The organism is Microvirga flavescens, from assembly GCF_003290125.1.
Lineage (GTDB): Bacteria > Pseudomonadota > Alphaproteobacteria > Rhizobiales > Beijerinckiaceae > Microvirga > Microvirga flavescens.
Genome location: NZ_QMKH01000002.1, coordinates 311,540 through 332,116, shown reverse-complemented (window position 1 = coordinate 332,116; position 20,577 = coordinate 311,540). Strand labels below are relative to the sequence as shown.

At 62.0% G+C, this 20,577-nt stretch carries 17 protein-coding genes; 9 read left to right on the top strand and 8 right to left on the bottom strand.

Annotated elements, in window-relative coordinates:
• A complete protein-coding gene (locus DQW91_RS06345) occupies positions 1 to 2,172 on the bottom strand; it encodes a malate synthase G (protein ID WP_112662743.1) in 2,172 nt (723 codons plus the stop codon).
• Positions 2,173 to 2,423: 251 nt separating this feature from the next.
• Here DQW91_RS06345 and DQW91_RS06340 point away from each other — a divergent pair, with 251 nt between their 5' ends.
• From DQW91_RS06340 to DQW91_RS06325, 4 genes are all read left to right on the top strand, one after another.
• Positions 2,424 to 3,674, top strand: coding sequence for a glycerate kinase type-2 family protein (locus tag DQW91_RS06340; RefSeq protein ID WP_112662742.1), 1,251 nt, complete (start codon positions 2,424 to 2,426; stop codon positions 3,672 to 3,674).
• A gap of 36 nt (positions 3,675 to 3,710) precedes the next feature.
• On the top strand, positions 3,711 to 5,459 hold the full coding sequence (locus tag DQW91_RS06335) for a metallophosphoesterase family protein (protein ID WP_112662741.1): 1,749 nt from the start codon (positions 3,711 to 3,713) through the stop codon (positions 5,457 to 5,459).
• A gap of 163 nt (positions 5,460 to 5,622) precedes the next feature.
• Entirely contained in the window at positions 5,623 to 6,750 is a 1,128-nt protein-coding gene (locus tag DQW91_RS06330; protein ID WP_112662740.1) for an AGE family epimerase/isomerase, read from the top strand.
• A complete protein-coding gene (locus DQW91_RS06325; protein WP_112662739.1) occupies positions 6,747 to 7,637 on the top strand; it encodes an ROK family protein in 891 nt (296 codons plus the stop codon). Before DQW91_RS06330 ends, DQW91_RS06325 begins: the two co-directional genes overlap by 4 nt.
• A 16-nt stretch (positions 7,638 to 7,653) precedes the next feature.
• Here the strand turns inward: DQW91_RS06325 and DQW91_RS06320 are convergent, their stop codons facing one another.
• Positions 7,654 to 8,454, bottom strand: coding sequence for an HAD family hydrolase (locus DQW91_RS06320; RefSeq protein WP_112662738.1), 801 nt, complete (start codon positions 8,452 to 8,454; stop codon positions 7,654 to 7,656).
• Positions 8,455 to 8,608: 154 nt separating this feature from the next.
• Positions 8,609 to 10,240: an alpha-D-glucose phosphate-specific phosphoglucomutase gene (locus DQW91_RS06315; protein ID WP_112662737.1), complete on the bottom strand. Its 1,632-nt coding sequence runs from the start codon at positions 10,238 to 10,240 to the stop codon at positions 8,609 to 8,611.
• 301 nt (positions 10,241 to 10,541) lie between these two features.
• Here DQW91_RS06315 and osmF point away from each other — a divergent pair, with 301 nt between their 5' ends.
• The 4 genes from osmF to DQW91_RS06295 all read left to right on the top strand — a co-directional run bounded on the left by osmF (position 10,542) and on the right by DQW91_RS06295 (position 14,372).
• The gene (gene osmF, locus DQW91_RS06310) at positions 10,542 to 11,444 is read left to right on the top strand and encodes a glycine betaine ABC transporter substrate-binding protein OsmF (RefSeq protein ID WP_198411808.1); all 903 of its coding nucleotides are present in this window, start codon (positions 10,542 to 10,544) and stop codon (positions 11,442 to 11,444) included.
• A gap of 86 nt (positions 11,445 to 11,530) precedes the next feature.
• A complete protein-coding gene (locus DQW91_RS06305) occupies positions 11,531 to 12,691 on the top strand; it encodes an ABC transporter permease (RefSeq protein WP_112662735.1) in 1,161 nt (386 codons plus the stop codon).
• Entirely contained in the window at positions 12,688 to 13,626 is a 939-nt protein-coding gene (locus tag DQW91_RS06300; RefSeq protein WP_112662734.1) for an ABC transporter ATP-binding protein, read from the top strand. The genes DQW91_RS06305 and DQW91_RS06300 overlap by 4 nt, the downstream gene beginning before the upstream one ends.
• Positions 13,623 to 14,372, top strand: a complete 750-nt coding sequence (locus DQW91_RS06295; protein WP_112662733.1) for an ABC transporter permease — start codon at positions 13,623 to 13,625, stop codon at positions 14,370 to 14,372. Before DQW91_RS06300 ends, DQW91_RS06295 begins: the two co-directional genes overlap by 4 nt.
• A 2-nt stretch (positions 14,373 to 14,374) precedes the next feature.
• On the opposite strand, the gene DQW91_RS06290 is transcribed toward DQW91_RS06295, so the two are convergent.
• The 3 genes from DQW91_RS06290 to DQW91_RS06280 are packed head-to-tail and all read right to left on the bottom strand — an operon-like array spanning position 14,375 to position 16,365.
• Entirely contained in the window at positions 14,375 to 14,593 is a 219-nt protein-coding gene (locus tag DQW91_RS06290; protein WP_112662732.1) for a sulfurtransferase TusA family protein, read from the bottom strand.
• Entirely contained in the window at positions 14,586 to 15,230 is a 645-nt protein-coding gene (gene mobA / locus DQW91_RS06285) for a molybdenum cofactor guanylyltransferase MobA (RefSeq protein ID WP_112662731.1), read from the bottom strand. Before mobA ends, DQW91_RS06290 begins: the two co-directional genes overlap by 8 nt.
• Before the next feature lie 7 nt (positions 15,231 to 15,237).
• Complete coding sequence (locus DQW91_RS06280; RefSeq protein ID WP_112662938.1) at positions 15,238 to 16,365, bottom strand: Mrp/NBP35 family ATP-binding protein; 1,128 nt, start codon at positions 16,363 to 16,365, stop codon at positions 15,238 to 15,240.
• A gap of 254 nt (positions 16,366 to 16,619) precedes the next feature.
• Between DQW91_RS06280 and pncB the strand changes: the two genes are divergently transcribed.
• Complete coding sequence (pncB, locus tag DQW91_RS06275; RefSeq protein ID WP_112662730.1) at positions 16,620 to 17,912, top strand: nicotinate phosphoribosyltransferase; 1,293 nt, start codon at positions 16,620 to 16,622, stop codon at positions 17,910 to 17,912.
• Positions 17,913 to 17,915: 3 nt separating this feature from the next.
• Here pncB and ade read toward each other — a convergent pair whose 3' ends face one another.
• Both ade and DQW91_RS06265 read right to left on the bottom strand, forming a co-directional pair.
• Positions 17,916 to 19,631: an adenine deaminase gene (gene ade, locus DQW91_RS06270; RefSeq protein ID WP_112662937.1), complete on the bottom strand. Its 1,716-nt coding sequence runs from the start codon at positions 19,629 to 19,631 to the stop codon at positions 17,916 to 17,918.
• Between the two features lie 175 nt (positions 19,632 to 19,806).
• A complete protein-coding gene (locus DQW91_RS06265; protein WP_112662729.1) occupies positions 19,807 to 20,577 on the bottom strand; it encodes an ABC transporter ATP-binding protein in 771 nt (256 codons plus the stop codon).

Sequence of the window (20,577 nt, the reverse complement as noted above, 5' to 3'; positions counted from 1 at the left end):
TCAAGCCGGCGCGCCAAGCGATTTCGCTTCACGACGTCGTGCGTGCAGAACCCACTCGGTGTAGCCGTTGGCTTGCGCGCGTCCCTTGAAGATCAGATCACACGCTGCCTTGAAGGCCGGGCCGTTGAAATCGGGAGACATGGGGCGATAAAGCGGATCGCCCGCGTTCTGGCGATCCACGACCTGCGCCATGCGCTTCAGCGTATCGAGCACCATGTCCGCCGAGACGATGTTGTGGTGCAGCCAATTGGCGATGTGCTGGCTCGAGATGCGCAGCGTTGCACGATCTTCCATGAGCCCGACATCGTGAATGTCCGGCACCTTCGAACAGCCGACGCCCTGATCGATCCAGCGCACCACGTAGCCGAGAATGCCCTGACAGTTGTTGTCGAGTTCCTGCTGCACCGCATCCGGCGCCCAGTTCGATTGCGAAGCCGGAATGGTGAGGATGTCGGAGAGCTTTGCGCGCGGGCGCTTGCGGAGTTCTTCCTGACGCGCCTGCACGTCGACTTGATGGTAATGCAGCGCGTGAAGCGTCGCGGCTGTGGGGGAGGGAACCCAGGCGGTGTTCGCGCCCGCCTGCGGATGGCCGGCTTTCTGCGCCAACATGTCGGCCATCTTGTCGGGAGCCGCCCACATGCCCTTGCCGATCTGCGCATGGCCGGGCAGGCCGCATGCAAGGCCGATATCGACGTTTGAATCCTCATAAGCCTTGATCCAGGCCGTGGATTTCATGTCGTTCTTGCGAACCATCGGGCCCGCTTCCATCGAGGTGTGGATCTCGTCGCCCGTGCGGTCGAGGAAGCCCGTGTTGATGAAGAAGATCCGCTCTTCCGCTGCGCGGATGCAGGCGGCGAGGTTGACGGTGGTGCGCCGCTCCTCGTCCATGATGCCCATCTTCAGCGTGTTGCGCGGGAGCGAAAGCACCTCCTCGACACGGCCGAAAAGATCGTTGGCGAAGGCGACCTCGTCGGGGCCGTGCATCTTCGGCTTCACGATATAGACCGAGCCGGTGCGGCTGTTGCGCAGCGGGCCGGTTTCACGCAGATCGTGAATCGCGATGAGCGATGTGATCGCGGCGTCGAGAATGGTTTCAGGAATCTCCTGGCCTGTTTCATCGAGCACGGCATCGGTGAACATGTGGTGGCCCACATTGCGCACCAGCATCAGGCTGCGGCCATGGAGGCGGATTTCGCCGCCCAAAGGCTCCTTGTAGATGCGGTCAGGATTCAGGCGGCGCTCGATGGTGCGTCCGCCCTTTTCAAGCGTCTCCACAAGGTCGCCGCGCATCAGGCCGAGCCAGTTGGAATAGACGACCACCTTGTCCTCGGCATCGACAGCCGCGACGCTGTCCTCGAGATCCATGATGGTGGACAACGCCGCTTCCATCACCAGATCGGCAACGCCTGCCGGATCTTCCGCGCCGATGGGATTGGTGCGGTCAATCCTGATTTCGCAATGCAGGCCGTTGTGGCCCAGCAGCACGGCGGAGGGGGAGGCCGCGTCGCCCTGGTACCCCACCAGTTGGGTGGGGGAGGCGAGATCCGCCTTGCTGCCGTCCTTGAGCAGGACTTTCAGGGCGCCGTTCTCGATGGAATAGCTCGTCGAATCCTTGTGGCTGCCCTTGGAAAGGGGCGCGGCCTGATCGAGAAACTCGCGGGCGCGGGCCACCACGAGAGCGCCGCGCACCTTGTTGTAGCTCCCGGAGCGCGTGGCGCCACCGTCTTCGGAAATGGCATCGGTACCGTAAAGCGCATCGTAGAGGCTGCCCCAGCGGGCATTGGCGGCATTCAGGGCATAACGCGCGTTGGAGGTGGGAACGACGAGCTGCGGCCCGGCGATGCGGGCGATCTCGTCATCGACATTGCGGGTCAACACCGAGAATTTTTCAGGCTCCGGCAGGATATAGCCGATCTCGCGCAGAAAACGCTCATAATCGGCCTGGTCGATGGGCTTGGCATTGCGAGCGCGATGGTAGTCGTCGATCTGGGCCTGCAGCCTGTCGCGGACGGCGAGAAGCTCCCGGTCGCGGGGTGCGAATTCCTTGATGAGAGCGGCCAGGCCGTTCCAGAAGGTTTCGCTCGAAATCCCGGTGCCGGTCAGGGCTTTCTGCTGGACGAAGTCATAGAGAACCTTCGCAACCTTCAAACCGGCGACTTGAACCCGTTCCATCGTCTCGCTCTTCCCTTGAAAGCACTCTTCGGACCCGGCGACCCCGAGCCGGGGGGAACATAGAGCGAGAGCCCTTTCCGACCAAGCGTTTAGCGCTCCCACTAAAGTCAGGGGGCGGGCCTTTCGAAAGAGGGCAAGGAGAAGCTGGCCGCTCAAGCGGGTTTTCTCTAACTTTTTGATTCCGCGCGATCTTTCCGTCCGCCCGGATCATGCTTTAAACCTTGCGTTCCCGATTGGCCGGACCTGACGCGATGCTTAGCGATGCCGAAATCCTGAAGGCACTTTTTCAAGCCGCTCTCGAAGCCGCCTTGCCTGATGGCAAGTTCGCCGGCGTTCTGCCGGAGCGGCCAAAGGGGCGGACGATTGTTCTGGGAGCAGGCAAGGCCTCGGCGCGTATGGCGGCGGCCTTCGAAGCGGCCTGGGAAAAGGTCGGCGGCACCTGCGAAGGGCTTGTCGTCACCCGCTACGACCACGCCGTGCCGACCCGCTTCATCGAAATCGTCGAGGCCGCTCATCCGGTGCCAGACGAGGCGGGGCTCAAGGCTGCCGGAAGGATTCTGAAGCTCGCGGAACAGGCGGGGCCTGACGATCTCGTGGTCTGCCTGATCTCGGGAGGAGCCTCTGCGCTGCTCGCGCTACCCGCAGAAGGGCTGACGCTTGCCGACAAGCAGATGGTCAACAAGGCGTTGTTGTCCTCGGGCATGCCCATCGGAGCGATGAACAGGGTGCGGAAATCGCTTTCTGCCATCAAGGGCGGGCGGCTTGCGGCGCGGATCGGCGGGGCGAGGCTCGTGACCTATCTCATTTCGGATGTGCCGGGCGACAGCCCCGCCAGCATCGGCTCCGGCCCCACCATCCCTGAGCCCTCGGAGCCGCAGGAGGTACTCGCCCTGTTGCGCGAATACGCGATCACCGTGCCGGAGCGGATCGAAGCAGCCATTCGGGCCAATGCCGTGGCGGCTCCCGCCAATGGCGGCGAGATCCATATGCTGGCGACCCCTCACATGGCGCTTCAGGCAGCCGCCACGAAGGCCCGCGCGCTCGGCTTCACGCCGCTGATCCTGGGCGATGCCATCGAGGGTGAGGCGAGGGAGGTTGCGCGGGTCATGGCGGGCATCGCGCGCTCCGTCGTTGTTCACGGCGAGCCGGTGCGGCCGCCATGTGTCCTGCTTTCAGGAGGCGAGACGACGGTGACCTTGCGCGGCAAGGGGCGGGGTGGGCGCAATGCGGAACTCCTGTTGGCGCTTGCATTGGCCACGCGGGACTTGCCGACGGTCTCGGCCATTGCCTGCGATACGGACGGGATCGACGGCTCGGAGGACAACGCGGGCGCGTGGTTCGATCATTCGCTTCACGAGCGGGCGGCGATGACAGGCGTTGATCTCGCGGCATCTCTCGCCGACAATGATGCTTATACGGCGTTCAAGGCGCTCGATAGTCTCGTGATGACAGGCCCCACCTTTACCAATGTGAACGATTTTCGCTGCATTCTCGTGCGCTGAAAGACCAAGTGAGTTCTCGAGTTCAGAGATCGATTGATGACGCAGATTGCCATTCTCGCCGATGTCCATTTTCACGATGTCTATGGCGACTATGATTTCGAAGGCCCCGTGATCCCGCGCACCGGCAAGAGGGCCAACGCGCGCACGCTCAAAGATACGGTCAATTCAACCCGCATCTTCAACGAAAATTACTTCGCGCTGTTCGCCGTTCTTGACGATCTCGCAGCGCGCGGCATCAAGCATGTCGTTCTTGTGGGTGACTATTCCGACGATGGACAGCGCTCCACAATCGCGGGCCTGAAAGTCATTCTCGACAAGTATCGTCAGCAGCACGGCATGGCGTTCTATGCCACGATCGGCAATCACGATGTCAGAACACCGGTCGGCGACCACCACGACAAGCGGTTTCTCAACGCCGACGGCAGTCATACGCTTGTGACGAGTTCCGCCTCGATGAAGGCGAGCGGGCCGCAGGTCGTCACGGACAAGATGTTCGGCCTCGGCTATCGCGATGCCATGCTTGCGATGGCGGATGCCGGGTTCTTCCCGCAAGAGCATTTTCTCCATTGGGAAACGCCCTTCGGCACAAGGGCTGATCTCGAAGCGCGGCAGTTCGACATCACATCGCCGGATGGCTCGGTTACACGCAAGGTGATCGATGGGTCCTATCTTGTCGAACCCTTCGAAGGCGTCTGGATCGTTGCGATCGATGCCAATGTCTATGAGCCGAAGGACGGCGCTTTCGCCGCAGACGATCCGAAGGGTTACGAGGAGAGCACCGATGCTGGCTGGAATGCCATGCTGCGGCATAAGCCGTTCATTCTGGAGTGGCTTGCCGACGTGCGCAGGCGCGCCCAAGCGGGCGGCAAGAAGATCCTCGTTTTTTCACACTATCCCGTCGTCGATTTCCTGCGGGGAACCGTCGAGGACGAAGAGGCGCTTTTCGGAGCGACCGGTTTTGTGCGCCGCTCGCCGGCAGTTGTTGCGAGTGAGGCTTTTGCGCGAACCGGGATTGCTTTGCATTTCAGTGGACATCTGCATGTGAACGCCTTGGGGCTTCACGAGGGTGAACAAAGCACGCTGGTCAACGTTGCCATGCCCTCGCTCGTCGGATATCCGCCCGCCTACAAAATCGTCACTCTCGATGATGATGATGTCAGGCTTGAAACCGTCATCATCCGCGATGTGCCGCATTTCGACGATCTGCTCGGCCTCTATCGTCAGGAGCTTGCGAGGCTTGATGAAGGGCACAACCCTCTTCTCGATGCTCGTACCTATTACGACTTCATCCGCGCGCATATGACGGAGCTCGTCAGCCATCGTTACTTGCCGAAGGAGTGGCCGCGTGAATTGCGGTCCCTGGTCGAGTGCTTGACCGTGCGCGATCTCGTGCGGCTTGCCGGCATGGCCGAGCCGGTGCGCGCCGAAGACGCGCTCGCCCACCTCGCGGCAGAACGGGGCGAGGGTGGCGCTTCCGATCCCATGAGGCATGTGACCTTTAAGGACATGGTTGTCGATTGGTATCGCCTGCGCCATGCATCCGATCTGGCTTTCAGCGATATCGGCCACGACCGGATCGCGCTTTACCGCGAGGTTATCGCCGCGTTGAAGCCCCGCCGGGGCGGCGGCGGGGTTCAGGGACAACTGGCTCTGTTCGCGGGGATCATGGAGGCCTATCTCGACGGCCCCGCGACATGCCATCTCACCATCGAAACGGCCAGCGGCGCCGTGCGCCCGCTGGAAATGGCTGAGAACCGCGATTCCGTTGTTCGCTCCGTCGCTTAATCCGGAAGGCGAGTTGAGATTCACCGCCATTTGGGACAGAAAAGCCCATGTCGTGACCGATATGGGCTTAATTTCAAGGCTCACGGTTCCCTTTGCTGCCGCATGATCTAAGGCGAACAACCGGTTTCCACTTGTTCTGATCATGCTCTAAGAGGTGTCGCGTATGGTCGATTTGAAGCCTTGGCTCATCGAGGAGTCACTCCCGTTCTGGATGTCCCAAGGGTGGGACAGGCGTTTTGGCGGCGTTCATGAGCGTTTTCTTTTCGATGCCACGCCGGATCTTCACGCCATCAAGCGGGTTCGCGTTCAGGCCCGCCAGATCTACGTCTATAGCCATGCGGCCATCCTCGGCTGGTGCCCGGACGGCACCGAGTTCGCTTTGGGGCTTCTGGACTGGATGCTGAAGAAGGCCCGCTCGCCGGATGGCGAGCCCGGCTTCGTTCATCTCCTCAATCCGAATGGCACTGTCGCGAACCCCTTGCGCGACACTTACGATCATATGTTCATCCTCATGTCGCTCGCCTGGCTGGCCAAGGCCAGCGGCGATGCGCAGGTGCGCGGCCTTGTCGATGAGGTGAAGGACTTCATCGACGAGCGCCTGACGGCGAAGGACGGCACGCTCATCGAAGGCATTCCGGCATCCCTGCCGCGCCGGCAGAACCCACACATGCACTGCTTCGAGGCGATGCTCGCACTGCATGAAACGCTTGAATATCCCGGGGCTCTCAAGCGCGCGGAGCAGATCCTCGGATTCCTGAAGGAGCGTTTTCTCTCGCCCGCTCCAAAGCTGCGCGAACATTTCAACGATAACTGGACCCCGCGTCCCGGCGCTGAGGGCGAGAGCATCGAGCCCGGTCATCAGGCCGAGTGGGCGTGGTTGCTGCGCCGCTATGAGCGCATCACCGAAAGCGCGCCTGACGCCCTTGCAAGCCAGCTGCTCGACGATGCGGTGAAGATCGCCGATTCCAGGACAGGGTTTCTCGTCGATGAGGCCGATTGCTACGGCAAGGTCCGCCGCGGGACGCGCCGTCTCTGGCCGCAGACGGAGCTTGCCAAGGCATGGCTGGTGGAAGCCGAAATCGGACGCGAAGGCGCGCTCGATCAGGCCGTGAAAAGCCTCTCGGCCCTTTGGGATCATTATCTCGCGAAGCCTTTTACCGCAGGCTGGATCGATCAATTCGATGCGGATGGAAAAGTCATTGTCGAAACGGCTCCGGCGAGCACGCTCTACCATGTGATCGGTGCGGTTGTTGAAGCCGAGCGCGTGCTGAGCAAGAAGGATCTTCGATGAGCGCGGTTCGCATCGGCATCGATGTCGGCGGCACGAAGATCGCCGCCGTCGTTCTCGATGCGCATGGCGAGATGATCTCTCGCACGCGCGTCGATACGCCGGGCGATTATTCCAGCCTCATCGCGGCGGTTCCCGCTGTGATCGAACGTTGCGGGCAGGCTGCCAGGAACATCATGGGGGTCGGCATCGGCATGCCGGGCTCTCAATCTCCGAAGACGGGGCTCTGGCGCAACTGCAACATGACGTTCGTCAATGGGCGCGATGTCGTGTCCGACCTCACGGCGGCCATTCCTTATCCGACGCGGATCGAGAACGACGCCAATTGCTTTGCCTTGTCGGAAGCGCTTGGCGGCGCCGCCGATGGTCGCGCTGTCGTCTATGCGCTGACGCTTGGAACGGGTGTCGGCGGTGGCCTCGTTATCGATGGCCGCGTCAGGCGCGGCCCGCTCGCCATTGCCGGAGAGGCGGGGCACATGCCTATCGTCCTTGCCGATGGTGCGACGCCACGTCCGTGCTATTGCGGCAATTTCGATTGCGCGGAACTTTTCGTCTCGGGCACCGGCATGGCGCGCGATCATCGCGAGCGGACAGGGGCGAACCTGACCGCGCCGCAAATCATCGGCGTGATGAGAACAGGCGATGTGCACGCGCGCGAAACTTTTCAGCGCTGGGTCGACAGGCTTGCGCGTCTCATCGGGGCTTTGACGAATGCCCTCGATCCCGATGCGATTGTGCTGGGCGGCGGCCTGAGCGCCATCGATGAATTGCTCGACGCTTTGAACGCGGCAACGCCGCGCTACGTGTTCGGGCAGGAGGCCGCGCCTCTCATCGTCATCGGCGAAACGAAGGAAAGCGGCGCAAGAGGCGCAGCTCTTCTGTGGCCTTGAGCGAGAAACGCTCGCTTTAAACCTTTTTCGCCTTGAGCAGGACGGAAGCAAGTTCGGAGAAGCCTTCTCCCGAATGGCCCTTCGTCACGTAGGTCGGTGTCGCCTTGAGGCGATGAACGAACTCATGGACATTCGCCACGCCGACGCTGAGCGGAAAGGCCGCGAACATCGGCTCGTCGTTCGGCGAGTCGCCCGCATAGATCACCGTTTCGCCATCGCGCACAATGTCGATGCCGAAGACCTCTTCGAGGAGGACCTTCGCCATGCTCAGCTTGTTGTAGTCGCCGAACCAGCCGTTGACGTGGATCGAGCTGACCTTGGCTTGCGCACCGGCCTTCTCGAAAATCGCGACGATGCGGTCGACCTCCGCTTCCGGCAGGGGCGGTACATCCTCGCAGAAGTCGATGGCGAGATCGGCGATGCGATAAGGTTGGTCACTCGCCAGCGCGGAGCCGGGGACAGAGGCCAGAACCTCGTCGCGGATCGCGTCGAGGCGCGCGCGGTTCGCCTTGAACTCAGCTTCGCTCGCCCAGAACCGCTGCTGCATCTTCTTGAGCTTGCGGTCATAGCGGAAGAAGAACGCACCGTTCTCGCCAACGATGGCATCCACCGGCCACATGCGGGCGATGTGATCGCACCATCCGGCGGGGCGCCCCGTCACCGGGATCACGATGAAGCCCGCTTTCTGAAGGCTTTCCAGCGCCTCATAGGCCGAGGCGGTGAGCAGGCCCTCTGTGGTGACGGTGTCGTCGATATCGGTGAGAACCACCCGTACGGCTTGCGCCTTGGTGAGCGGCAGTTCCGAAATCGGCTTCATGGTCGGCATTCCTGAGAAAACGAAAAAAGGTCGCCCGTCACTGAACCGAGCGGGCTCGATGGCGGGCGTTTCATTGCGCTCTATGACACGCGCATAGCGAGATCAAGCGGCTTGCGCTCCGCGACGCGGGGCCTGCCGAAGCGGCAGGTCGTGATCAGGTAATGACCGAAGGCGCGCTGCGGCCCGTGAATTCCCCGATCTTGGCAAGGGTGTTCGCGGCCTCGGCAACGGCGGAGAGAGCATCCTGCCGCGAAAGATCGTGGCGGCGCGGGTCGGGCTCGAAGCGCTCCAGATAGACGCGAAGCGTCGCCCCGGCGGTTCCCGTGCCCGAGAGGCGGAAGACGGCGCGGGCATCCTCCTTGAACAGGATGCGGATGCCCTGGCGCGGGGTCACCGACCCGTCGACGGGATCGGTATAGGCGAAGTCGTCGCAAGCCTCGACAGTGAGACCACCGAAAACTTGGCCCGGAAGCGAGGGCAGGATTTCCCGCAAATGCGCCATCAGCGCGTCCGCGCGGGTCGTCTCTATCTCTTCATAGTCATGGCGCGCGTAGTAATCGCGCCCGAACGCCGCCCAGTGCTCGCGGACGATCTTGTCCGCCGGCTTCTTCAGTTCAGCCAGAATGTTGAGCCACAGAAGAACCGCCCAAAGGCCGTCCTTCTCGCGGATGTGGTTCGAGCCGGTGCCTGCACTCTCCTCGCCACAGAGCGTGACGAGCCCTGCATCGAGCAGGTTGGCGAAGAACTTCCAGCCCGTCGGTGTCTCGAAGGCGCGGATGCCGAGCTTGGCGGCCACACGGTCGGCGGCGCGGCTTGTTGGCATCGAGCGCGCGACGCCCGCAAGCCCCTGCGCATATCCAGGCGCGAGATGAGCATGGGCGGTGAGGATTGCGAGGCTGTCGCTCGGCGTCACGAACAGGCCCGGCGCGACGATCATGTTGCGGTCGCCGTCCCCATCGGAGGCTGCGCCGAAGTCGGGAGCGTCCGGCCCGAGCATCAGGTCCATCAGGTCATGGGCATGGACGGGGTTGGGGTCAGGATGATGCCCGCCGAAGTCAGGCTTGGGCTCGCCATTGACTACGGTGCCCGCCGGCGCGCCGAGCCGCCCTTCGAGAATGGCTTTCGCATAAGGGCCCGTCACGGCGCTCAAGGCATCGAAACGCATGCGGAAGCCCGAGACGAATAGGGCCGCGATCTTGTCGAAATCGACAAGGGTTTCCATCAGCTCGGTGTAGTCGGCGACGGAATCGATCACCTGGATGGTCGCGTTCCCGAGCCGCGTTTCGCCGAGCACGTCGAGGTCGATGTCGGATGCGCGGTGGGTGCGATAATGCGTGATCGACTGCGTGCGCTGGAAGACGGCGTCGGTGAAAGTCTCGGGCGCGGGGCCGCCGTGGGAGACGTTGAACTTGATGCCGAAATCGCCATCCGGACCGCCGGGATTATGGCTGGCGGAGAGAACGACGCCGCCGATGGCCTTGTATTTGCGGATGAGGCAGGAGGCCGCCGGGGTTGAGAGCAGCCCGCGCTGCCCCACGAGAATGCGGCTAAAACCACTGGCTGCCGCCATCTTCAGAACCGTCTGGATGACCTCCCGGTTGAAGAAGCGACCATCGCCTCCGACGACCAGCGTCGCGCCTTCGCGCTCCTCCACCGTGTCGAAGATCGCTTGCACGAAATTTTCGACGTAGTTCGGCTGCTGAAAGACGGGAACTTTCTTGCGCAGGCCCGAGGTGCCGGGCTTCTGGTCGGGAAAAGGCGTTGTGGAAACTTGTGTCAGGGTCATCGTCTTTGCGCTGCGAGATGCGGGGGGCGAACGATTGAAAAAGCAACCGGCCGAAGCTGGAGCATTCGATTTAAGGGCCTCTCGCCCGCCGTTCAACACCCGGCCCGGGCAGGACGCAACACAATTCGCGGAACGAGAGCCCGGCTGGGGCCTTGCCGAGGGAAAACACTCTCTTATGGTAAAAGAGGAGCCAAGAAATCCGGCAGTCAGGCCGCCTTACAGCTCAAGAAATCCCGCGCGTTTTGCGCCCTCGACGGAATGCTGTCACATTAGAACGCTAGAGGTTCCTATGAATGTCTTCATGAAATCCCTTGCGGCGGCTGTCGCTCTCGGTTTGACCTTCGCCGGCGGTGCGAAGGCGGATGTGGTCGTTTCCTCCAAGATCGACACGGAGGGGTCGGTTCTCGGCAACATCATTCTACTGATGCTCGAATCCAACGGCATCAAGACGCAGGACCGCATCCAGCTTGGCGCTACCCCGGTGGTCCGCAAGGCCCTCGTGGCGGGCGAGATCGACATCTATCCCGAGTACACGGGCAATGCGGGCTTCTTCTTCAACAAGGCGGACGACCCGCTCTGGAAGGACGCCGCCAACGGTTTCGAGGCGGCAAAGAAACTCGATTACGACGCCAACAAGATCGTCTGGCTCGCGCCGTCCCCCGCCAACAACACATGGGCGATTGCCGTGCGCAAGGATGTGGCAGAGCCTAACAAGCTCGCCACCATGTCGGATTTTGGAAAGTGGGTGTCTGGCGGCGGCAAGGCGGTGCTCGCCGCTTCCGCCGAGTTCGTGAATTCCGCCGCGGCGCTCCCCGCTTTTCAGGCGGCCTACGGCTTTTCGATGAAGCCCGATCAGCTCATCGTTCTTTCCGGTGGCGACACGGCGGCGACCATCAAGGCGGCTGCTGAGAAAACCAACGGTGCGAATGCTGCAATGGTTTATGGAACGGATGGCGGCATAGCCGTGTCCGACCTTGTGGTGCTGAGCGACGACAAGAGAGTGCAGCCGGTCTATGCGCCGGCGCCGATCATCCGCGAAGCCGTGCTGAAGGAGAATCCGAAGATTGCGGACATTCTCAAGCCGGTCTTCGAGTCTCTCGACCTCATAACCCTGCAGGGGCTGAATGCCCGCGTGCAAGTGGGCGGAGAGGCGGCGAAGGCGGTCGCGGCAGATTACCTGAAATCGAGAGGCTTCCTGAAGTGATGCGTTGCCCTTGCGAGTACCGCCTGCGAGTAGGGCGATAGCGGACCGTGGCGGCGTTGCCTCAACACGGCCTTGGCGGCGTACGCATGTCGCGGGCGGGACTTTCTCTGGATCGACTTGGAGGCGTGATCGCCATTCTCATTGCTGCCGCGATCATCCTCGGCCCCTTTTCGATCTACCGCGCCAACCGCATCGCTTCCGGTGACGCGCGGGGCATCATGTTCGCGCTGCCATCGGCTTTCGCCATCGGACTCATGGTTCTCTCGATGGCGATTGCCCTGGTCTCCGCTTTTGTCCGCGCTCTTGCGGCCAGGCTTGCCGCTGCCGCCTTCGGCATGATTGCCGTTTTCGTGGCGATGGGACGTTCAGCCGATTTTCTGACGCCTGCGGGAAACAGTTTTGCGCGTGTTTCTCCGGCGTGGGGATTTTGGCTGCTCTCGTTTGCGTTCGCACTTCTCGTTGCCGATGCCCTGACGCGGCTGCGTTTCGGGCCGTGGGAGAGGCTTGCGGCGCTCGCGGTTGCCGCCATCACGCTTGCACTCCTGCTGGGGTCTGGCGCATGGAACAACGTCTCGATCCTCAAGGAATATGCGACCCGCGCCGACAGCTTTTGGCGAGAGGCGCGCCAGCATATCGTCCTCGCGCTCGGCTCCTTGAGTGCCTCCGTTCTCGTCGGCATTCCCCTTGGCATTCTTTGCCATCGGATTCCCGCCATCAAGAGCGCGGTGCTGCAAACTCTCAATGTCATTCAGACGATCCCAAGCATTGCCCTGTTCGGCATGTTGATGGCGCCGCTCGCCTATCTTGCGGCGACGTTCCCCTTGGCTGCGACGCTCGGCATCCACGGCATCGGCGCTGCTCCTGCCTTCGTCGCGCTTTTCCTCTATTCCCTCCTTCCCGTCGTCGCGAATACGGTCGTCGGACTGGATCAGGTTTCGCCGAAAGTGATCGATGCTGCGCGCGGCATGGGGCTGTCTTCCCGTCAACGCTTGCAGCAGGTCGAATTTCCTCTCGCCTTTCCGACCATCCTCACCGGCATCCGCATAGTGCTCGTTCAGAACATCGGCCTTGCGACCGTGGCGGCCCTGATCGGGGGCGGGGGCTTCGGGACATTCGTGTTTCAAGGCGCGGGCCAGACGGCGCTCGATCTCGTTCTTCTCGGGGCTATCCCTACGGTTCTTCTCGCCTTCGCCGGAGCCGTGATCCTCGATGCACTTGTCGATTTGGCGAAAGGCGCGCGCGCATGATCGCCATCGAGCATCTGACGAAACGCTACGGCGCGGATATCGTTGTCGACGACGTTTCGCTTGATGTGGAGAGCGGCACCATCGCGGTTGTCGTCGGAACGTCGGGAGCCGGTAAGTCGACCTTGCTGCGCATGGTCAACCGGCTCATCGAGCCGACGGCCGGGCGTGTCCTGATCGATGGGCAGGACACCGTGACGATCCCGGAAGACGAGCTTCGCCATCGCATCGGCTACGTGATCCAAGGAAACGGCCTCTTCCCCCATCGCACGGTGGCTGAAAACATCGCGACGGTTCCGCGTCTACTGGGCTGGGAGAAAAAGCGCATTGCCTCGCGCGTCGATGATCTGCTCAACCTTTTCCAGCTCGATCCGGCGACTTTCGCATCAAAATATCCGCATCAGCTCTCAGGCGGGGAGCAGCAGCGCGTCGGGGTTGCGCGCGCTCTTGCCGCTGAGCCGAAACTTCTTTTGATGGACGAGCCCTTCGGCGCGCTTGATCCGCTGATCCGCACCAAGGCACAGGCCGATCTGCTTGCCATTCAACGCCGCTTCAAGACGACGATCCTTCTCGTGACCCATGACATGGAGGAGGCTTTCCATCTCGGTGACCGCATTGCCGTCATGGATCAGGCACGGTTGTTGCAATATGCGGCACCCACGGAGATCCTGATGCGACCGGCTCATGAATTCGTCGAGCGACTTGTCGGCACGGCAGAACGCCCGTTTCGTCTGCTATCTCTCACAAGTGTGTCGCGCGCACTGGAACCCGGAAACGCCTCGGGGCCGCCGATTGATATATCTGCGAACCTTCGCGACGCCCTGTCGGAACTCGTCTGGAGTGGACGAGAGGCGCTACCGGTTTCGGATATATCAGGCGCTACCATCGGCAAGGTTAGCGTTGCAGGCATTCTCGCTCTCCGGCGAGAACAGCCATGAGCGTCTTCTCCGCACTCTTGCGAATTGCATTGCTCGCGCTTCTGGTGACATTCATCGCCGCGCCGCAAGTGTTCGCGCCCGTCTTTGAACCGCTGACGTCGCATGGTGCTCCTGCGATCTACAATCAGGGAAGTCTTGTCGCGCTGACGTTGTCTCATCTGTGGACGGTTTTTGTCGCGACACTAGGGAGTATCGTGGTCGCGGTGTCACTCGGGATCTTCGTCACGCGCCCATCTGGGCTTGAATTCCTGCCGTTGTCGCGGACCATCGTGAATGTGGGTCAGACTTTTCCCCCCGTCGCCGTTCTTGCGATTGCGGTGCCGCTTGTCGGCTTCGGGGAGGCGCCGACCCTGATCGCACTGTTTCTCTACGGTCTTCTGCCGATCTTCGAGAACACGCTGACCGGACTGACGCAGGTTTCCCCACTGACGCTCGATGCGGCGCGGGGCATGGGGATGAACGCCCGCAGGCGCCTCGTTGAGATTGAATTGCCGCTCGCGCTTCCCGTCATTCTCGCCGGCATCCGCTTGTCGCTCGTCATCAACCTCAGCACTGCGACTATCGGATCGACTGTCGCGGCCAAGGGACTTGGCGAGGTGATTATCGCGGGGCTTCAATCCAACAACACCGCTTTCGTCGTGCAAGGCGGCCTCGTGGTGGCGATGCTCGCCTTCTTCATCCACGACGCTTTTCGGCTGATCGAGCGTCGGGCCGGGCGATATCAAAGCGCACAAGCCAGCGCCTGAGATTACCCCTTCGCAATCACGAAGGTGACGCCCCTCCCATCCGTCTCCTGCTCGACCAACCGGTCCCCGGTTTCACGGATGAGATTGGGGATGTCGATGGCGGCAAGCGGATCGGTGCAAGTGACTCTGATCTCGTCGCCGGGTTTCATCGTCGTGAGAGCCTTGCGCGTCTTCAGGGCGGGAAGGGGGCATTTCAGCCCTGTCAGGTCGAGTTCAATCATGGTGCGTACTTGCTGTCCGCGCCAACACTTCGGCGGCTGCGAGGTCTTCCGGCGTGTTGATGTTGAAGAAAGGATCGAAAGGCTTGGCGGGCCAGTCGGCATAGGCGACGCGGTAACGGGCAAAAAAATCGCGCACGGCTCTCACGCTATCGATGGTAAGCGCGCGCCGAAGTTCGCCGATCAACGACAAAGGCCACAAGGCGATTGTGGGGTGCGCCTGCCCGCCCGAGAATGCGCAAGCGATGTCAGCGCCGCTTTCGATGCGCACTGCGTGCAGGCGCTCGACAAGGTTGCCGGGCAGGAAGGGCGTGTCGCCCGGAACGCTTGCAACCCATTCAAGATCGGGCCGCTGTGAGGACGTCCATTCGAGAGCGGCAAGAATGCCGGCCAAAGGCCCCGGGTAATCGGGCAATGTGTCGGAAATGACTGTCGCGCCGAATTGCGAAAAGCGGGAGGGATCGCCATTCGCGTTGATGACAAGTGCCACACATTGAGGGCGCATCACCGCAACGATGCGTTCCAGGAGCGTCGTTCCGTCGATCTGCAAAAACGGCTTGTCTGCTCCGCCCATACGCGTTCCGCGCCCGCCGGCAAGGATGACGGCGAGGGTTTTTTCGCGAAGGGCGAAGTCCGTCATCGGCGGGTCATTCGATGACGATGCGTGGCGCGGGGCGGGCGGTTGCGCCGCCTGAGAGCGTTGCCCAGACTTGGCTAGCCATCGCCTTGTAGAGAGCGGTATGCGGGCCGTCCGGATCGGTCGCGACCACCGGACGCCCGGCATCCGACAATTCACGGATCGTCATGTTGAGCGGGATCTCACCGAGGAACGGCACGCCGAGCCGCTCGGCTTCCGCGCGCGCGCCGCCGTGGCCGAAAATGTGCGAGGTCTTTCCGCAATGCGGGCAGATAAAGGTCGCCATGTTCTCGACGATGCCGAGGATCGGAATCTCGACGCGCTTGAACATGGAGACGCCGCGTCTTGCGTCGATCAGCGCAAGGTCCTGCGGTGTCGAGACGATGACGGCGCCCGCTAGTGGCGTCGCCTGAGCCATCGTGAGCTGCGCGTCGCCCGTGCCGGGGGGCATGTCCACCACGAGGACGTCGAGGTCTCCCCAAGCGACCTCGCGCAGCATCTGCGTGATCGCGGACATGACCATCGGCCCGCGCCAGATCATGGCGGCTTCCTCATCCACCAGGAACCCGATGGACATGACCTTCAAGCCATAGGCCTCCATCGGCTCGAGAATGCGGTTTTCGAGAAGGCGCGGCTTGCCGTGAATGCCGAGCAGCTTCGGCACCGACGGGCCATAGATGTCCGCATCGAGAAGCCCGACGCGCAGCCCGAGGGATTGGAGCGCGAGCGCGAGGTTGCAGGCGGTGGTGGACTTGCCGACGCCGCCTTTGCCCGAGGCAACGGCGATGATGTGGTTCACGCCGGGAATGCGCTGCGTTCTCTGCGGCGGCGTTGCGCTTTGCGCCTTCGGGTGGGGCGAGGGGGGCGTTTGCGCGCCGGCCGAGGCCGGGCGCTCCGCCGTGAGGCTAGCCAAGACGCTGCCGACGCCGGAAACGCGCTGCACGGCGGCAACGGCGGCCTGTCTCACCGGTTCCATCCGCGTGGCTTCCGAAGGGTCGATCACGATGGCGAACACGACCCTGCCGCCGTCCTCGATCAGAATATCCGTCAGCCGGCCCGAGGCGGAGAGGGGCGTTCCGCCCGCATCCAGCGGCACGGTCGAGAGCGCCTGCAGCACATCTTCACGGGTGATCGTCACGATAGGGCCTCCTGGAGCCGCCTGAGCGGCCTTTTCCATCATCTATAGGCTGCAGGACACTTCGTTAAGGCCAGATTTCGGGGAGCAGAGGGAAAGAAGCCCGCGCTTCTCTTGGAAATGGGCCGAAAACACGGGAAATGCCGGAGTACGGCCTATTCCTTTCGCCTTCACGGCTGAGATTGAGCTCCGGCACCCTTTCATCGGCTAAAAGCCTTCGCTATTGTCCTGCCTCCTGAAACGGCTGGGAGCAGGCGATGGTGGACATCGCAACCAGGGTGTACAACCACACCTGGAAGATCGATCCGATCGTGAGATCCATTCTCGATACGGACTTTTACAAGCTCTTGATGGCGCAGACGATCTTTCGCCGCCATCGGGATGTGCAGGTCACGTTCGGTATCCACAACCGCACCACCCGCGTTCCGCTGGCCGAGATCATCGACATCGGCGAGTTGCGTGAGCAGCTTGACCATGTGCGCTCGCTTTCCCTCACCCGGGGTGAATCTACCTGGCTCAGGGGTAACACGTTCTACGGCAAGCGGCAGATGTTCTCGCCGGAATTCATGGACTGGTTAGAGACCTTCCGCTTCCCGGAATACCTGCTCGAGAAAGAAAACGGGCAATACGTGCTCACCTTTCACGGGCCCTGGATCGAAACCACCATGTGGGAGATCCCGGCGCTTGCCATTCTCAATGAACTGCGTTCGCGCGGCGTCCTGAAAGGCATGGGCAAATTCGAGCTGCAGGTGCTCTACGCCCGCGCCATGACCCGCGTGTGGGAGAAGATCGAGCGGCTGAGAAAGCTGCCCGGCCTGTCCGTCACCGATTTCGGCACGCGCCGCCGTCACGGCTTTCTCTGGCAGGATTGGTGCGTGCAGGCGATGATCGAGGGGCTTGGCTCGTCCTTCCTCGGCACCTCCAACTGCCTCATCGCCATGCGCCGCGAGGTGGAGGCGGTGGGCACCAACGCCCATGAACTGCCTATGGTCTATACGGCGCTCGCGAATTCCGAAGAGGAGATGCTGAAAGCGCCATATCGTGTGCTCGCCGACTGGCAGGAGGATTACGAGGGCAACCTGCTCGTCATCCTGCCCGATACCTACGGCACCACGAACTTTTTGAAGAGCGCGCCCGATTGGGTGTGCAACTGGACCGGCATCCGCATCGATTCAAAAGATCCCATCGAAGGCGGCGAGGAGGCTATCGCTTGGTGGCGCGCCCGGGGACAGAATCCGCTCGAAAAGCTTGCGATCTTCTCCGACGGTCTCGATGTGGACGTGATCGAGCGCGTCTATCGGCATTTCATGGGCCGTATGCGCACGGGCTATGGTTGGGGCACGCTTCTCACCAACGATTTCCGGGGCCTTGCGCCGGATGGCGCGCTTGATCCCATTTCCATCGTTTGCAAGGTCGTCTCCGCCAATGGCCGCCCGGCCGTGAAGCTCTCGGACAATCCGACGAAGGCGATGGGACCGAAAGAGGAGATCGAGCGCTACAGGCGCGTCTTCAATGTCGGCGCACAGGACTCGCATCCCGTCCTGGTCTGAGCTTCAGAGCGAAACCAATTCCATCCGGTCCACATCGAAAAGGCCACGATCCGTGATCTTGAGATGCGGGATGACCGGAAGCGGCAGGAAGGCCACCTGCAGGAACGGTTCGTGCAACGTGACGCCAAGGCCCTTCGCAGCATCGCGCAAGGGATAGAGTGCATCGCGTACCTGTTCGTACGTCTTGTCGCTCATCAGCCCCGCAATCGGTAATGCGAGTTCGGCGCGGACCTCGCCGTCCGAGACGACGACGAAGCCGCCCTGAATGTCGCGCAGGCGATTGACCGCTACCGCCATGTCGTCATCACTCGCGCCGACGACACAGATATTGTGGCTGTCGTGCCCGACGGACGATGCGATAGCCCCATGCTTCAGACCGAAGCCTTTCACGAAGCCAATACCGATGTTGCGGTTGATCCCATGCCGTGCCACCACGGCGACCTTGATCACGTCGTGATCGAGATCGACGAGCACCTCGTTACCGTTGCGGGGCAGCGCTACATGCAGATGCTCCGTAATGATCTTTCCCGGAACAACGCCGATCACGGGAACGGATGCCAATGTTGTCTCGACGCGAAAATCGGCAGCCGCGACAGGATCAAACTTCACGCTGCCTAGGCCGACCGGTGCAACGCTGCCGCGTGTTGCGAACAAGTCCTCGTTGACCAGGCGGCCTGCGGAGACGACGGCGGAAACCTCGCAGCGCTCAAGATCGTCAAGCAGCACGATATCTGCGCGCTTTCCCGGCGCGATGAAGCCGCGATCTTTCAAGCCGAAGGCTTGCGCGGCAGTGAGTGATGCTGCGCGGTAGACAGCCAAAGGCTCGCAGCCGAGCGCTATGAGCGTGCGGATCATGAAATCGAGATGCCCTTCCTCCGCAATGTCGAGAGGGTTCCGATCATCCGTGCAAAGAGCGAGGAAGGGCGAGGTCTGGACCGTGAGCAGCGCGCTCAGTGCATGTAAGTCCTTCGAGACGGAGCCTTCGCGGATCAGGATGGTCATGCCCTTGCGGATTTTCTCGAGCGCCTCGTCGAGCATCGTTGCCTCATGCTCAGTGCGAATGCCCGCCGCAATATAAGCGTTAAGGCCGAGCCCGCGCAGCAGTGGTGCATGGCCATCGATGTGGCGGCCTGAGAAGGCCTCCAGTTTCGTGAGACAGCCGGGATTGCCATTGATGACGCCTGGAAAGTTCATGAACTCCGCAAGGCCGATCACCTTCGCATGGTCGCGATAGCGCATCAGGTCTTGCGCCTCGATCTGCGCGCCGGATGTCTCGAAGGGCGTCGCCGGAACGCAGCTCGACAAGTTCACGCGCAGATCCATGATGGTTTGATCGGCGCAGGCGAGAAAGTAATCGAACGCTGCGGTGCCGATCACGTTCGCCATTTCATGCGGATCGCAAATGGCGGTGGTTACCCCATGCGGAAGGACGCAACGGTCGAACTCGAAAGGCGTGACGAGGGATGATTCCACATGAAGATGCGTGTCGATGAAACCCGGAACGGCGAAACGCCCGTGTCCATCGATGGTGCGTTTTCCGTGATAGGAACCGTAAGTACCGACGATGGTATCGCCGCAGATCGCGATGTCCGTTGTCGCGAGCGAGCCGGTCACGAGATCGAACAGGCGGACATTGGTGATGACGAGATCGGGTTGCTCCCGTCCCGCGCCTTGAGCGATCCGTGCCGCAAGCGTAGCGGCATCAACTGGTCCTGGCATGTCCATCCCTCGTCATCGGTCTTTTTGGAGATTAGGGCAGAGGGAGGGCCGAAGCGAGATGGAAAGGGCGCCGGCAGGCTATTTTCCTATGGCGTCGGAGTAAAAGAAAAGCGCCCCGTCCTGTGGCCGGGGCGCTTCGTTACTTGATGAAAAGCGAGAGCTCCCGCCGCCGTTCTTAACGGTGGCTCGAGATGAACTGCTTGAAGCGTTCGGATTTCGGATTGGCGAACACGTCCTGCGGCGCGCCTTCCTCTTCCACGACGCCCTTGTGCAGGAACATCACGCGGTTCGAGACGTCGCGCGCAAAGCCCATTTCGTGCGTTACCACGAGCATGGTGCGGCCTTCTTCCGCAAGCGAGCGCATGACGCGCAGAACCTCGCCGACGAGTTCAGGATCGAGAGCGGAGGTCGGCTCGTCGAACAGCATCACCTTCGGGCGCATGGCCAGCGCACGGGCAATGGCGGCGCGCTGCTGCTGGCCGCCGGAGAGGTGCGAGGGATAGCTGTTGCGCTTGTCGGCGATGCCGACCTTGGCGAGCAGCGCCTCCGCTTCCTCGATGCACTCGGCCTTCGGGCGCTTCTGCACATGCACGGGCGCTTCGATGATGTTTTCGAGGATCGTCATGTGAGACCAGAGATTGAAGCTCTGGAACACCATCGCGACGCGGGAGCGGATGCGGTCAACCTGCGAACGGTCGGCTGGCTCCATGCCGCGACGACCCTTCTTGAGGCCGATCAGCTCGCCGCCGATGCGGATGTCGCCGGAATCGGGAACCTCCAGCATGTTGATGCAGCGAAGCATGGTCGACTTGCCGGAGCCGGAGGCGCCGAGAATCGAAATCACGTCGCCTTCGCGGGCTTCCAGCGAGACGCCCTTGAGAACTTCGAGCGAGCCGAAGCTCTTTCGCAGCTGGCTGACGGAGACGGCGGGAGCGGGAGAGGACAT

What these genes read in the sequence shown, in the direction of transcription:
- DQW91_RS06295 (WP_112662733.1), top strand. Translation starts at nt 13,623, where the DNA reads ATGAGCGTCTTCTCCGCACTCTTGCGAATTGCATTGCTCGCGCTTCTG.
- DQW91_RS06315 (WP_112662737.1), bottom strand. Translation starts at nt 10,240, where the DNA reads ATGACCCTGACACAAGTTTCCACAACGCCTTTTCCCGACCAGAAGCCC.
- mobA (WP_112662731.1), bottom strand. Translation starts at nt 15,230, where the DNA reads ATGACGGACTTCGCCCTTCGCGAAAAAACCCTCGCCGTCATCCTTGCC.
- DQW91_RS06320 (WP_112662738.1), bottom strand. Translation starts at nt 8,454, where the DNA reads ATGAAGCCGATTTCGGAACTGCCGCTCACCAAGGCGCAAGCCGTACGG.
- pncB (WP_112662730.1), top strand. Translation starts at nt 16,620, where the DNA reads ATGGTGGACATCGCAACCAGGGTGTACAACCACACCTGGAAGATCGAT.
- osmF (WP_198411808.1), top strand. Translation starts at nt 10,542, where the DNA reads ATGAAATCCCTTGCGGCGGCTGTCGCTCTCGGTTTGACCTTCGCCGGC.
- ade (WP_112662937.1), bottom strand. Translation starts at nt 19,631, where the DNA reads ATGCCAGGACCAGTTGATGCCGCTACGCTTGCGGCACGGATCGCTCAA.
- DQW91_RS06300 (WP_112662734.1), top strand. Translation starts at nt 12,688, where the DNA reads ATGATCGCCATCGAGCATCTGACGAAACGCTACGGCGCGGATATCGTT.
- DQW91_RS06305 (WP_112662735.1), top strand. Translation starts at nt 11,531, where the DNA reads ATGTCGCGGGCGGGACTTTCTCTGGATCGACTTGGAGGCGTGATCGCC.
- DQW91_RS06335 (WP_112662741.1), top strand. Translation starts at nt 3,711, where the DNA reads ATGACGCAGATTGCCATTCTCGCCGATGTCCATTTTCACGATGTCTAT.
- DQW91_RS06325 (WP_112662739.1), top strand. Translation starts at nt 6,747, where the DNA reads ATGAGCGCGGTTCGCATCGGCATCGATGTCGGCGGCACGAAGATCGCC.
- DQW91_RS06345 (WP_112662743.1), bottom strand. Translation starts at nt 2,172, where the DNA reads ATGGAACGGGTTCAAGTCGCCGGTTTGAAGGTTGCGAAGGTTCTCTAT.
- DQW91_RS06290 (WP_112662732.1), bottom strand. Translation starts at nt 14,593, where the DNA reads ATGATTGAACTCGACCTGACAGGGCTGAAATGCCCCCTTCCCGCCCTG.
- DQW91_RS06330 (WP_112662740.1), top strand. Translation starts at nt 5,623, where the DNA reads ATGGTCGATTTGAAGCCTTGGCTCATCGAGGAGTCACTCCCGTTCTGG.
- DQW91_RS06340 (WP_112662742.1), top strand. Translation starts at nt 2,424, where the DNA reads ATGCTTAGCGATGCCGAAATCCTGAAGGCACTTTTTCAAGCCGCTCTC.
- DQW91_RS06265 (WP_112662729.1), bottom strand. Translation starts at nt 20,577, where the DNA reads ATGTCCTCTCCCGCTCCCGCCGTCTCCGTCAGCCAGCTGCGAAAGAGC.